The organism is Telluria sp. ZB4P36 (assembly GCF_059685865.1).
On sequence record NZ_JCASIE010000001.1, the window covers coordinates 111,338 to 124,706 of the forward strand.

Consider the following 13,369-nt stretch of genomic DNA (forward strand, 5'->3'; position numbering starts at 1 on the left):
TAACACAAGGAAATTACGCAATTACTCAACATTTCTTTTGAGCCTGGCCCATCTTTACAGCAGGCTTGGCCGCACTGAACGGACTTGCGTCCTCTACTGCATGCGGCCCACCCGATGGCGAGCCGCATTCTACTCCACATCCGGAACGCGCGTGCGGCGCGCAGGCGGATTTACTTGGTCGGAGCCGGGGCAACGGGGGCCGGGGTAGCGGCGGCCGGAGCTGCCGGCGCCGGCGCTGCCGCACCTGGTGCCGCCGGGATGGCAACGCCCGGGGTTTGCGGAATGTCGTTGGCCGGGACCACGGTGGTCGGGCCGGCGTTCGGGCCTGCGCCCGGCACGTCGCTCGGGATGCCGGTGGCCGGCGCCTGCGAGGACGGCACGGTGACGCGGCCCATCACGCCGGCATCTTCACCGCCGGTGCTGCGGCTATTGCTCGACCAGGCCAGGGCCAGGGTCGAGGCAAAGAACACCGCGGCCGCGACGGCGGTCGACTTCGACAGGAAGTTCGACGAGCCCGAGGCACCGAACAGGCTGCCCGAAGCGCCAGAACCGAAGGCCGCACCCATGTCGGCGCCCTTGCCGTGCTGGACCAGCACCAGGCCGATGATGGCCAGGGCCGAAATAACCTGCACAACAATAATCAGATTGAACACGGTGTTCATTGCAATTCCATTTCCAAGTTAACGACGTTTATTTAAATAGCTACTGCGTATCTTTTACTGCGCTGCGCGGATGATGGCGAGGAAATCCGCCGCCTTGAGTGCCGCACCGCCGATCAGGCCGCCGTCGATGTCCGGCTGCGCCATCAGGTCCGCCGCATTATCCGGCTTCATGCTGCCGCCGTACAGCACCAGCGTGTTTTGTGCGGCCTCGGCGTTGCATGCACGCAGTTTTTCGCGCAGGGCGGCATGCACTTCCTGGGCCATGGCCGGGGTCGCGGTCTTGCCGGTACCGATCGCCCACACCGGCTCATAGGCGAGCACGATCTTGTCCACGGCTTCGCGGCCGACGGCTTCCAGCACGGCGTCGAGCTGGGCGTCGACCACTTCCATGGTCTGCCCCGCTTCGCGCTGCTCGAGGGTTTCGCCGATGCAGACGATCGGGGTCAGGCCGGCGTCGAGCGCGGCCCTGGCCTTCTTGGCCACCAGTTCATTGCTTTCGCCGTGGTAGGCACGGCGCTCGGAGTGGCCGACGATCACGTAGCGGCAATCGAAATCCTGCAGCATCGACATGCACACTTCGCCGGTGTAGGCGCCGACCGGATGGCAGGACACGTCCTGGGCACCCCAGGCGACCGGACTGCCTTGCAGTAATTCCTGGCACTGGTAGAGGTAGGGAGCCGGCACGCAGACCGCGACCTTGGCCCTGGCATTGTCCAGACCTTCCAGGATGCCGGTCAGGAGCGAGGCGTTGGCCGCGCGGCTGCCGTTCATTTTCCAGTTACCTACGACGAGTTTGGAACGCATAGAACCCCACGCTTAAATAACCCGCTATTCTAGCGGTCGAATATGTGGCGGTCAAACAATGCTGAGCTGCCAGTTCCCTTTTGATTCAATCTCTTAGACCACTTCGAGCACGATCTTGCCGACGTGGGTGCTCGACTCCATCAGCGCGTGCGCCTCGGCGGCCCGGGCCAGCGGGAAGCTGCGGTAGATGACCGGCTTGAGCTTGCCTTCGGCGAACAGCGGCCAGACGCGCTCGCGCAGGCTGCGGGCGATCGCGGCCTTGAAGGCGACCGGGCGCGGGCGCAGGGTCGAGCCGCTGATCGCCAGGCGGCGGCGCAGCACCTGGCCCAGGTCGATCTCGGCCCTGGCGCCGCCGAGCAGCGCGATCAGGGCGATGCGGCCGTCGTCGGCCAGGCAATCGATTTCGCGCGGGATATAGTCGCCCGCTACCATATCGAGGATGACGTCGACGCCCTTCCCTCCCGTCAGTTCCTTGACCACGGCCGCGAAGTCTTCGCTGCGATAGTTGATGCCGCGTTCGGCGCCCAGCTGCTCGCAGGCACGGCACTTCTCATCCGAGCCGGCGGTGGCGAACACGCGGTGGCCGAGCGCCGCGGCGAGCTGGATCGCGGTCACGCCGATGCCCGAGGTCCCGCCCTGCACCAGCAGCGATTCGCCGGGGCTTAGCCGGGCGCGGTCGAAAACATTTGACCAGACGGTAAAAAATGTCTCGGGCAGCGAAGCGGCTTCCAGCGGCGTCAAGCCTTGCGGGATCGGCAGGCATTGCTCGGCGGGCGCGGTGCAGTACTCGGCATAACCGCCGCCCTGCACCAGCGCGCAGACGATGTCGCCTTTGGCAAAACCGGCTGCCGCGTAGTCGCCGTCAACGATTTCGCCGGCCACTTCGAGGCCCGGCAAATCCGAGGCGCCGGGTGGCACCGGGTATTTGCCGAGGCGCTGCAGCACGTCCGGGCGGTTGATGCCGGCCGCGTGCACCTTGATCAGCACCTCGCCAGCCTTCAAGGCGGGCAGCGGACGTTCGCACAGTTGCAGGACCTCCGGCTTGCCCGGCTGTGTGATTTCGATGGCGCGCATGGATGCTCCCGTGTTGAAAAAACCACAATTGTAAGGGAGTCGGAAAAAACCTGCGCACCCTCCTCAGGAAGGCAGACGGCGTTGCGGATCGGGCGCGACGCTGACGCCCACCAGCGTATCGCGCCGCAGCCTTACCCGGGTATGCGGGACGCGGATACCTGCCGACATACCCCAGGCGGCAGCCCAGCGCAGTGCCCGGTCCGTTTCCGGCCCGAAAGGCCGCGCGGCCGAGGCCCGGTTCAGCGCGGCCGACATACGCTGCATCGCGTAAAGCTTTCTCATCGAAACAATCTTGGCCATGGGACCAAGATAGGGTTTCCGGCCACAAATGACCGTGCCTTACCTAACGCTCGGCCAACTCAGGACAAAAGCGTGTCGCGCGGGCTGAACAAAGGCGTCTGGCCGCTGTCGACCGCCTGCAGTGCCTGCAGCGCCATCGCATACGCGCCCTCGTACGTTTTCGCCGCAGCAATAAACCGGCCGTTGTGGCAGAACTTCGCGTCCGGCACGCCGGTCACCGCGGCCAGGTCGGCGTCGCGCAGGCCGGCCCAGCTTTCCGGCAGGTCGGCGCGCGCATCGAAGGTGTCGGTCGTCGCGGGCACCGTGTGCAGCATGTAGCGGTCTTCCGACAGGCTGTGGCTGAGCACGAAGAGCACCTTCGGCATTTCCTTGCGCACCACCGAGCTCCACGGCAGCGCCGCATTCTTCAGGAACAGCAGGCGGCCGTTTTCCAGTACCTCGGCCTGGCGCACCTGGGCCAGCGCGAGGATGGCGCCGATCCGGTACTTGACCGAATTGACGATCACGTCGGTGAGCAAGGCCATCGCCTTGCGGAATTGAGTCAGACGATAAGCTTCCGCCTCGAGCCCGTAGCCGAGGCGCTGCTCGTCCATCCAGTTCGGATTGAAGCCGGAGACCACCGCCGACATCCCGTAGCCGCCGGGCGCGTTCTTGGCCGCGCCGACGTCCGACAGGTCGAGGTATTGCACGATGTCGGCATCGATGGCATAGGCCATCTGCTGCGCCGTGTCCTCGTCGAGCTGGTGGCCGGTGTGCTGCGCGGCCAGCAGGGCGACGCAGCGCGCGCCGTACTCGCGCCAGACCAGCCCCGCGCTGGCATAGGGCACGCCGCTGGCGCGGGCGCCCTCGAAGCCCTTCTGGTGGTGGTCGAAGCGGCCCGCGGCCGGGTCCCAGATGCCGCCGACGTCGACCACGAAATCGGCAGCCTCGATGATGGCGGGCTCGCGCGTCCTGACGATTTCGGCGTCAGGGTAAAGAATATGCAGGACGGCCACCGCCCATGCGTCGTCCGCGTGGAACTTGCCGTTGTGGGTCACGATGACCATGATTGCTCCAATATGCTCGAATCAAGGAGCGCATCATACTCGCCTTCACCCCTCCCCTGGCGCGAGCCGCTGCGGATGGGTGTAGAGCACGTGGCGCCCGTCGCGCACGAAACCGGCCAAGGTCAGCCCCGCCCGCTCGGCCAGCTGCACCGCCAGCGCGGTGGGCGCCGAGATCGCGGCCAGCAGCGCACAGCCGGCGCGCGCCGCCTTCTGCACCATCTCGAAACTGGCGCGGCTGGTCACCACGGCAAAGCCGTTCCTTGGGTCCAGCTTGCCGCGCACCAGCGCGCCGACCAGCTTGTCGAGCGCGTTGTGGCGGCCGATGTCTTCGCGCACGCACAGCAGTTCCCCGCCGAGATCGGCCCAGCCGGCGGCATGCACGGCGCCGGTCGCGTGGTGCAGGTCCTGGCAAGCGGCCATAGACGCCATCGCGCGGTGCAGGGACTCCGGCGCGAAGCGGACCGCGCCATCCTGCGATGCATCCGTCGCGAAGGCATCGTCGTCGAACCAGTCCAGGCTTTCGACGCCGCACAGGCCGCAGCCGGTCTTGCCGGTGCGGGCGCGGCGCGTCTCCTTCAGGCGCACCGCCGCGCCGGAGGCGATGCGCATCTCGATCGCAATGCCGTTCGGCGCCTCCTCCACCTCGAGGTCGTAAATGTCGCGCACATCGCGCACGATGCGCTCGCCCAGCGAGAAACCGATCGCGAAATCCTCCAGGTCCCGGGGAGAAGCCAGCATCACCGCGTGGCTGATGCCGTTGTAGACGAGCGCCACCGGCACCTCGTCCGCTACCAGCTCGGCCGCGTCCTCCACCTGGCCGTCGCGCCAGCGCTGGGCCGGCAGGCGGCAAGCGCCCGGCGGCGCAAAGAAACCTTCGCCGGCGTTCAAGAGGGCCTCCCGCCGCGCTCGAGGAGCACCTCGATCGCCTTCGCGGCCGGCACCTTGCTTTCCTTGGCGTGGTGCCACAGCGGAATCAGGGCATTCAGCTCGGGGTAGTAGCCTGCGATGCAGCCTTCCGGCACGTCATAGGGCACCACCGCCAGCCCGCCGACGCGGCGCTCGACACCAGCGTCGGCCGGGGTGCGCAGCGCCACCAGCTCGCCCTCTGCCAGCGCATGCTTCGCCATGTCGGCGCGCGCCATGAACAGCACCATGCGGCTGCCCTGCACGCCGCGGAAATGGTCGTCGTAGTTGTAGATCGTGGTGTTGAACTGACCGTCGCTGCGCACCGTGAACAGGCGCAGCGTCGCCGGGCCGCCCCGCAGGTCCGGGTTGTTGTCTAGCGAACCGGGCGCCGTAAACAGGGCCTTGCCGGATTCGGTCTTCCACACCCGGTGCGCCGCGCCCAGCGGACGGCGGAAGCCGCCCGGCGTCCACATGCGTGCGTTGAAGTCGTGGAAGATGTCGGGCCAGGTCTCGGCGATCGCCTCGCGGATGCGGCCGTAGTCCGCCACCCAGGCGTCCCAGCCGACGCGCGGATTCGGATCGAGCGTGGCCTTGGCGATGCCGGCCACGATGGCCGGTTCCGACAGCAGCGTGGACGCCACCGGTTCCGCCCTGCCGCGCGAACCGTGCATGCAGCCGGTGCTGTCCTCGACCGTCACGTCCTGCGGTCCGCCGCGCTGCCGGTCGATCTCGATGCGTCCCAGGCAGGGCAGCAGCCAGGAAGCCTTGCCGTGAATGACGTGGTTGCGATTCAGCTTGGTCGCAATCTGCACCGTCAGCGGCAGCTCGCGCCAGGCTGCCTCCATCAGGCCGCGTTCGGGCACGGCGCGCACGAAGTTCCCGCCCAGGCCGATGAAGGCCTGCAGCTTCTCGGCCAGGATGGCTTCGCAGGCCTCGACGGTATTCATGCCGGTCTTGCGCGGCGGTTCGAAGCCGTACAGCGCCTTCAGCTTGTCGAGCGGCGCCAGTTCCGGCTTCTCCGTGATGCCGACAGTACGCTGGCCCTGCACGTTCGAATGGCCGCGCACCGGACAGACGCCGGCGCCCGGCTTGCCGATGTTCCCGCGCAGGAGCAGCAGGTTGACGATCATCGTGACGTTCTGCACCCCTTCGCGGTGCTGGGTCAGGCCCATGCCGTAGATGCCCATGACGGCGCTGGAGGCGCAATAGACCGCGGCCGCGCTTTCCAGGTCGGCGCGCGCCAGCCCGGATTCACGCTCGATCGCGCTCCATTCGCAGGCGCGCACCGCGGCTTCGAAGTCCGCGATGCCCTGGGTGTGCTCCTGGATGAACGCGATGTCGAGCACGCGCTGCCCGCCGGCCGCCAGCGCCGCGTCGTCGAGGGCGAAAATGGCCTTGGACAGGCCCATGATCGCGGCCGTGTCGCCGCCCGGTTTCACCTGCAGGTACTGGGTGCTGATCGGCGTCTCGTGCCCGGTCAGCATCTCGAGCGGCGACTGTGGGTTGGTGAAGCTGACCAGCCCGCGTTCGCGCAAGGGATTGAAGGTGATGATGGGCACGCCGCGCATCCGCGCTTCGCGCAGCTGGTGCAGCATGCGAGGGCTGTTGGTGCCGACGTTCTGGCCGAAGAAGAAGATGCAGTCCGTCTCCTCGAAATCGTGCAGGTCGACGGTGCCGACCGGGACGCCGATGGTCTTCTGCAGCCCGACCGAGGTGCTCTCGTGGCACATGTTCGAGCTGTCCGGCAGGTTGTTGTTGCCGTACATGCGCGCCAGCAGCTGGTACATGTAGGAGGTTTCCAGAGACGCGCGTCCGGAGGCGTAGAACACGACCTGCTCTCTTTCGAAACCGCGCAGGGCCGCGCCGATCTCTGCGAAAGCCGTGTCCCAGCTCACCTCGCGGTACTTGTCGGTGGCGCTGTCCCAGCGCAGCGGCACGGTCAGGCGACCTTGCGCCTCCAGCGCGTGATCGTCCCAGGCTTCCAGTTCGGTGACGGTATGGCTTTCGAAGAAAGCGGCGCCGATGGTCTTGCTGGTGGTTTCCCAGGCCGTGGCCTTGGCCCCGCTCTCGCAGAATTCGAAGGGATGCGGATTGGCCGGCTTGGCCCAGGCGCAGCTCACGCAGGCATAACCGTCCGGCTTGTTCTGCTTCAGCAGCAGGCGGCTGTCCTTCAGGGGCACGCCCTGGTCCAGCAAAATCGTCGTCACCTTGGCCAGCGATCCCCAGCCTCCTGCCGGCATGTCCGCCTTGCCGATCCTGACCTCTCCCGTGCGCTTGCTCATGGCTGCTCCCCCGTCCCTGGAACCGCCACCCTAGACCGGATTCCCTCTCGGCTCGGTGCGCCTGCCCACAGTGCTGCCTACTGTTCGGGACAATCCTCGTACAAAGCACAGCAATAAATTCTTGCAGGAATATTAATTTTTTCAAGCTTGGATGTCGCGCAAGGAAGGGGGCGCCACGCTGGCTAGAGTGGACATACGAGCTCATGCCTATCGCATGGCCGCCGCTTCCTGGAGCCCATCATGACGAGGATGCTTCCTGCCCTGCTTCCGTTTCTGAATGCCTACCTGAACCGTTTCGCCGAAGGCATTGCCCTGTCCACCCGCGGGATGAACCTGCCGCGCCGGCGCCTGCTGCTGGGCAGCGCGATGCTGGCGGCCGCCATCGCGCTCACCAGCCATCCGGCCGGCGCGCAGACCTGGACCACCGAACACTGGACCGCCACCTGGGGCACGGCGCCGGCCGGCCCGCCGCCGGAATCGAGCCTGCAGGTCTTCCATGACCAGACCCTGCGCCTGATCGTCCACACCAGCATCGGCGGCAACCGGGTGCGCATCCGTGTCTCGAACGAGATCGGGACCGTCCCGCTGCGCATCGGCGCGGCCCGAATCGGGCTGCGTGCAGGGGGATCGGACGTGGCGCCCGGCACCGACCGTGCGCTCAGCTTCGGCGGCCGGCCTGCGGTCACGATCCCGCCGGGTGCGCCGGTGCTGTCGGATCCGGTGGAGCTGAACATCCCGCCCTTGTCAAGCCTCGCGGTGAGCCTCTACCTGCCCGGCACCGTGCCCGCCACCACGGTCCATGCCCTCGCGCACCAAGCCAACTACGTGTCGCTGCCGGGCGACTTCACTGCCGCGCCTGTGCTGCCGGTCCAGCGCACGATCGCGCTCTGGCCCTTTCTAACCGGGGTCGAAGTGGATGCGGCCGGACCGGCCATCGTCACCCTGGGCGATTCGATCACCGACGGCACCCGCAGCACGCCGGACAGCAACAAGCGCTGGCCGGACTGGCTGGCGCGCCGCCTGCAAAACCTGCGCGATCCGATCCGCCTGGCCGTGGTCAACCGCGGCATCGACGGCAGCCGCCTGCTGTCCAGCGCCCCGAATCCCCTGTTCGGCCGCAGCGTGCTGGAACGCTTCGACCGCGACGTGCTGGCGACGCCGGGGGTGCGCTACCTGACGCTGCTCATCGGGATCAACGACATCGGCAACAGTTCGGCCGCCAGTCCGGTGACGCTGCACGACCTGGTCGCCGGCTACCGCCAGCTGATCGCACGCGCCCACGCCAAGGGGATCAGCGTCATCGGCGCCACCCTGCTGCCCTTCGAAGGCGCGGGCACCTACTCGGCGGAGAAGGAGCAGCTGCGCCAGGCCGTGAACGCGTGGATCCGCAACCACGACGAGTTCGACGCCGTCATCGACTTCGACCGCGTCACCCGCGATCCGGCCCGGCCATCGCGGCTGCTGCCCGCCTACGACAGCGGCGACCACCTGCATCCGAACGACATGGGTTACCAGGCGATGGCGGACGAGGTGCCGCTGACGCTGTTCCGCAGCACCGCCAAGGTCCCGCAAAAAGCACAACCGCCGGGCTAGCCGGCGGTTGGATGGTCACAAATTGTTCCCGGTCCGGGAAGACGTCGGCAGCGGCCTGCCCGGCCGCCAGGTGCGCGACAGCGCCTGCGCTTCCTCGATCTGCTCCTGGGTCATCTGGCGCGAGATCGCGGCGCGCTGCTCGACCGCGTTGTGGTTGCCGCCGGCCGCGGCCAGGTTCCACAGCATATAGGCCAGCACCATGTCCTGCGGCATGCCGGCCTGGTGGTAGCGGTACATCAGGCCGAGCGCATGCTGGGCCTCGGCGTGGCCCTGCTCGGCCGCCTTGCGGAACCAGTTCACGGCGTGGCGCTGGTCCTGGGGCACCGCGTTGCCGGTGTAGTACATGGCGCCGACCACGTACTGGGCATCGGCCTTGCCCTGCTGGGCCGCCCGGTGGTGCCAGGCGAAGGCCTGCTTGTAGTCGCGCGTGACGCCGCGGCCCATGTAATACATCAGGCCCAGCAAATGCTGGGCGTCCGCATGGCCGGATCTGGCGAGCGGGACGATCTCTTTCAGTGCTGTCGCGTAGTTCCGCGCGTTATACGCGCTGGCCCCCTCCGCGAAGCCCGCATGCGCCGCGGCCGGCAGGCCGAGTGCGAATGCGATCGCTATCAATAGTTTTTTCATGTCTCGTGCATGGAATCAGGATCTCTGCGTATCCTTCGCCCTCGTGTCGGGCTCACCTTGTTTTGTCCGTATGCTTGTTCTTATTCTTGTTCTGGCCGCGCTGCTGCTGTTTTATTTCCAGTTCACCTTGCCGAGCCCGTCGACGCTGGCCTTGCGGTTGAGCGGCTTGCCGTGCACCGTCACCGAACCCAGGCCCGACAGGGTCAGGTTGGCGCTGTCCTTGGCGGTGACGGTCGCGTTGCCCAGGCCGGACAGCTCGAGGGTCACGTTCTCGGCGGTGAAGGCCTGCGCATCCAGTCCGCCCAGCCCGCCGAGTTCCGCCTTCAGCCTGCGGCTGCGGCCCGACAGGGTCACGTAGCCGGCACCGCTCAGGTTCAGCTCGACGCTCTCGCTGTTGATTCCGTGGATCTTCATGCTGCCGACGCCGCCCAGGTTCGCGGTCAGCACCTTGTAATTACATGATACATTCATTGAGCCGGCCCCATCGAGGTTGAGCTCGAGCTCGTCACCGGAGAAGCCGCTGACGGTGGTGCCGCCCACGCTCTCGGAACTCACTTCGCGCAGGTTCGGCAGGGTCAGTTCGGCGTGCAGGCCCATGCTGCGGCCCAGGTTGATGCTGACGCCCTTGGTCTCGGTGCCGATGTTCAGGGTATCGCCGCTCTGCTGGGTGGTGGTCTTGCCGAGCAGGCGAGGATCGCCCGTGAGCACCAGCAGCGGCATGCTGCCCTGGCGAATCTTCAGGTCCACCACGCCGTCGAGCTTGACGCGCACCACGCGCGCATCGACCTGGCGCGTTTCAGTGGCGACCTCGGCCGCGGTGGCGCTTCCCGTGGGGATGAACAGCGGGGCGCACAGTGCCGCAAAAGCGAGGCCGAGCTTGGAAAGGTGGTTCATTCAATTCTCCGAATCGTGTTCTTTGGTTGTGCGTTGCCAGCTTGTGGCTGCTTTACCGCAACATTAGCATGTTGCAACTATATCCTCCCTTCCCGCCCATTCCCACCGGTCTGCGATGAACTGCATAAAACGCGGCCTGGAGCGGCGTATGCACGGATAGCGCGTGCGTTGCGCAGCGTCGACAGAGCGCAAATTTCCCCGCCAAAAAAGATTACTTATTGGCATGCCATTGCGCTAAGATGCAGCGCATGATGGCCCAGGCCGTCAGTACAGGCTTCATCTTTTCCCGAGTTCATTACGAGGTCAAACCCATGCGCATGCGCCAATTACCTGTCTTGCTGGCCGGGCTCACGTTCTCGCTGTCGGCATTCGCCGCCTCCGCGGACCAGTGGACCCTGCCGGTCGCTGTCAAGAAGCTCGATAACGGCCTGACGGTCATCGTCACCGAAGACCGCAGTTCGCCGACCGTCGGCGTGTCGGTCGTCTACAAAGTCGGCATGCGCCTGGAGCCGAAGAACCGTACCGGCTTTGCCCACCTGTTCGAGCACCTGATGTTCCAGGGCACGCCGAACGCCAAGAAGGGCGTGTTCGATACCACGATCACCGGTGGCGGCGGCCGCAACAACGGGTCGACCCGTGCCGACTACACCAACTACATCGAGACCGCCCCCCGGTCGGCGCTCGAGCCGATCCTGTGGCTGGAAGCGGACCGCATGAAGACGCTCGACTTCAATCCGGCCACGCTGAAGAACCAGCAGGACGTGGTGAAGGAAGAGATCCGCGTCAATGTGAAGAACCAGCCTTACGGCGGCTTCATGTGGATCGACATCGGCCAGCATGCCTTCCAGAAGTGGGAAAACAACCATGACGGTTACGGCAGCTTCGAGGATCTCGAGAACGCCAGCCTGGACGACGTGCGCGCCTTCCACCGCGACTACTACGGCCCGAACAACGCCGTCATCGCCATCGCCGGCGACATCAGCCCGGCCCAGGGTTTCGCGCTGGCAGAAAAATACTTCGGCAAGATCCCGGCCCGCCCGACGCCGAAACCGACCGACTTCAACGAAGGCCTGAACACCCAGGAGAAGCGGCTGGTGCAGAGCGACGCCCTGGCCCAGGTGCCGGCGATCGCCGCCGCCTGGAAGATGCCGCCGCGCGGCCACCGCGACCAGGCCGCGATGGCCGTGCTGGGCGAACTGCTGGCCGGCGGCGACGCTTCGCTGTTCTACCAGGGCCTGGTGAAGGGCCGCGAGATCGCCCTGAACGTCGACTCCCTGTTCGGCCTGACCGGCCCCTTCGAATACGACGGCCCGACCTTGCTGACGGTGTTCGCGCTGTACAAGCCGAACAGCAGCGCCGATGCCATGCTCAAGGCCATTGACGAAGAGCTCGCCAAGGTCGCCCAGAACGGCGTGGATGCCGCGAGCCTCAAGCGCGTCAAGACCCGCCTGCTGGCCAACTGGAACAACCAGCTGGAGAGCTTCATCAACCGCGCCGACATGATGGCGAAGATGCAGGTGATGTGGGGCGACGCCAACGTGGTCAACAAGATCCCGGGCCTGATCGAAGGCGTGACCTCGGAAGACATCCAGCGCGCGGTGCGCACCTACCTGGTGCCGACCAACCGTACCGTCATCGACCGCAAGCCGGCCGCGATGCTCGCGGCGCCTGCCGCCACCCCAGCCGCCGCCGCCGCCCCGGCTGCCGCCACTACCAAATAAGGAGCGCATCGATGAAAAAACTGATGCTCGCAATCGCCGTTTCGGTCGCCTTCGCGCCGGCGGCCGTCTATGCCGCAACCGCCGCCCCTGCCGCCGAGAAATCCCTGCCGATGCCGGCCTACGGCAAGGACAGTGCGATCCCGGTGCCGAAGATCACCAAGAAGACCCTGGCCAGCGGCCTGACCGTCTGGGTCGTGCCGCGCAAGGGCCTGCCGCGCGTGGACTACGTGCTGGCGGTACGCGGCGCCGGCTTCGCGGCCGACGCTCCGCAAACCCCGGCCTTCGCCAACATGCTGGCCGGCCTGCTCAACGAAGGCAGCGCCAAGCGCGACTCGCGCGCGATCGCCGAAGCGGCCCAGGGCATGGGCGGTGAAGTGGGCGCCAGTGCCTCGTCGGACGGTATCGTCGTCTCGGCCAATGCGCTGGTATCGCAGGCTGCCCCGATGATGCAGCTGCTGGCCGAAGTCGCCCGCACCCCGTCCTTCCCGGAAAGCGAAGTCAAGCTGGCCAAGGCCAATGCGCTGCAGTCGCTGCGCGTATCCGAAACCCAGCCGGGCTTCCGCGCCGAGCGCGCCATCAACCGCGCGATCTACGGCGAGCACCCGTATGCCCGCACCACCCCGACGGTGGAAGCGATCAACGCCGTGACCCAGGACATGCTGCGCGCCGAACACGCCAAGCGCATGCGCCCGGACCGCGCCCTGCTGGTGATCACCGGCCCGGTCAAGGAAGCCGAGGCGCTGAAGATGGCCGAAGCGGCCTTCGGCGACTGGAAGGCCAGCGGCCCGGCCCTGCCGGAAACCGCCGCCGCCCCGGCCGACGCCAAGCCGGCGCGCATCCTGCTGCAGCGTGACAAGAGCGTGCAGTCGGCCGTGCGCCTGGGCAGCCCGGGCATCGCCGCCAGCGCCGAAGACCAGATCCCGCTGCGCCTGGCCAGCACCATCCTCGGCGGCGGCTTCTCGAGCCGCGTGAACATCAAGCTGCGCGAAGAGAAGGGCTACACCTACGGCGCTTCGGCCGGTGCACGCCTGAACCGCGTGGGCGGTGCGATCGTCGGCGGCGCCGACGTGCGCAACGAAGTAACCGGCGCGGCGCTGAACGAGTTCTTCAGCGAGTACAAGCGCATCGGCGCCGAAGCCGTGCCGGCCAAGGAAATGGAGATGAACAAGCGCTACGTCGCTGGCGGCTACATGATCAGCAACCAGCTGCAGCGCTCGGTCGCGGCGACGCTGGCCAACAACTGGCTGATCGGCCTGCCGCCCGAGTTCCTGGGCGAGTACGTGCCGCGCATCATGAAGGTCACGCCGAAACAGGTGCGCGAGGTCTCGAAGAAGTACTTCGCGCCGGAGAACCAGTCGATCGTGGTCGTGGGTGACCAGAAGGCGCTGGGAGAGCAGCTGAAGGCGTTTGGTGAGTTCAGCGTGATGGAGAAGTAATTCTCTGTCGGCTGATGTGAAAAG

12 protein-coding genes are annotated in these 13,369 nt (G+C 66.6%); 3 read left to right on the forward strand and 9 right to left on the reverse strand.

Translation table 11 applies throughout. The features are described 5' to 3' along the window. Positions 1-170: 170 nt before the first annotated feature. From secG to AC56LK_RS00550, 7 genes are all read right to left on the reverse strand, one after another. Positions 171-662, reverse strand: coding sequence for a preprotein translocase subunit SecG (secG, locus tag AC56LK_RS00520; protein WP_497182627.1), 492 nt, complete (start codon positions 660-662; stop codon positions 171-173). Positions 663-716: 54 nt separating this feature from the next. After that, positions 717-1,466: a triose-phosphate isomerase gene (gene tpiA, locus AC56LK_RS00525; RefSeq protein ID WP_497182628.1), complete on the reverse strand. Its 750-nt coding sequence runs from the start codon at positions 1,464-1,466 to the stop codon at positions 717-719. Between the two features lie 93 nt (positions 1,467-1,559). Then, positions 1,560-2,540: an NAD(P)H-quinone oxidoreductase gene (locus tag AC56LK_RS00530; RefSeq protein ID WP_497182629.1), complete on the reverse strand. Its 981-nt coding sequence runs from the start codon at positions 2,538-2,540 to the stop codon at positions 1,560-1,562. A gap of 63 nt (positions 2,541-2,603) precedes the next feature. After that, on the reverse strand, positions 2,604-2,822 hold the full coding sequence (locus AC56LK_RS00535) for a hypothetical protein (RefSeq protein WP_497182630.1): 219 nt from the start codon (positions 2,820-2,822) through the stop codon (positions 2,604-2,606). A 77-nt stretch (positions 2,823-2,899) separates the two neighbouring features. After that, the gene (locus AC56LK_RS00540; protein WP_497182631.1) at positions 2,900-3,886 is read right to left on the reverse strand and encodes an MYG1 family protein; all 987 of its coding nucleotides are present in this window, start codon (positions 3,884-3,886) and stop codon (positions 2,900-2,902) included. Positions 3,887-3,931: 45 nt separating this feature from the next. Continuing rightward, complete coding sequence (fdhD, locus tag AC56LK_RS00545) at positions 3,932-4,774, reverse strand: formate dehydrogenase accessory sulfurtransferase FdhD (RefSeq protein ID WP_497182632.1); 843 nt, start codon at positions 4,772-4,774, stop codon at positions 3,932-3,934. Then, positions 4,771-7,074, reverse strand: coding sequence for an FdhF/YdeP family oxidoreductase (locus AC56LK_RS00550; RefSeq protein WP_497182633.1), 2,304 nt, complete (start codon positions 7,072-7,074; stop codon positions 4,771-4,773). Before AC56LK_RS00550 ends, fdhD begins: the two co-directional genes overlap by 4 nt. Positions 7,075-7,314: 240 nt before the next feature. On the opposite strand from AC56LK_RS00550, the gene AC56LK_RS00555 reads away from it, so the two are divergent. Then, complete coding sequence (locus AC56LK_RS00555; protein ID WP_497182634.1) at positions 7,315-8,667, forward strand: SGNH/GDSL hydrolase family protein; 1,353 nt, start codon at positions 7,315-7,317, stop codon at positions 8,665-8,667. A 15-nt stretch (positions 8,668-8,682) separates the two neighbouring features. On the opposite strand, the gene AC56LK_RS00560 is transcribed toward AC56LK_RS00555, so the two are convergent. Beyond that, positions 8,683-9,294 (reverse strand): tetratricopeptide repeat protein, encoded by a 612-nt coding sequence (locus AC56LK_RS00560; RefSeq protein WP_497182635.1) that lies wholly within the window; start codon positions 9,292-9,294, stop codon positions 8,683-8,685. A gap of 111 nt (positions 9,295-9,405) precedes the next feature. After that, on the reverse strand, positions 9,406-10,188 hold the full coding sequence (locus tag AC56LK_RS00565) for a GIN domain-containing protein (RefSeq protein WP_497182636.1): 783 nt from the start codon (positions 10,186-10,188) through the stop codon (positions 9,406-9,408). A 317-nt stretch (positions 10,189-10,505) separates the two neighbouring features. Between AC56LK_RS00565 and AC56LK_RS00570 the strand changes: the two genes are divergently transcribed. Continuing rightward, a complete protein-coding gene (locus AC56LK_RS00570; protein ID WP_497182637.1) occupies positions 10,506-11,909 on the forward strand; it encodes a M16 family metallopeptidase in 1,404 nt (467 codons plus the stop codon). 11 nt (positions 11,910-11,920) lie between these two features. Next, positions 11,921-13,345 (forward strand): M16 family metallopeptidase, encoded by a 1,425-nt coding sequence (locus AC56LK_RS00575; RefSeq protein ID WP_497182638.1) that lies wholly within the window; start codon positions 11,921-11,923, stop codon positions 13,343-13,345. Positions 13,346-13,369 lie beyond the last annotated feature (24 nt).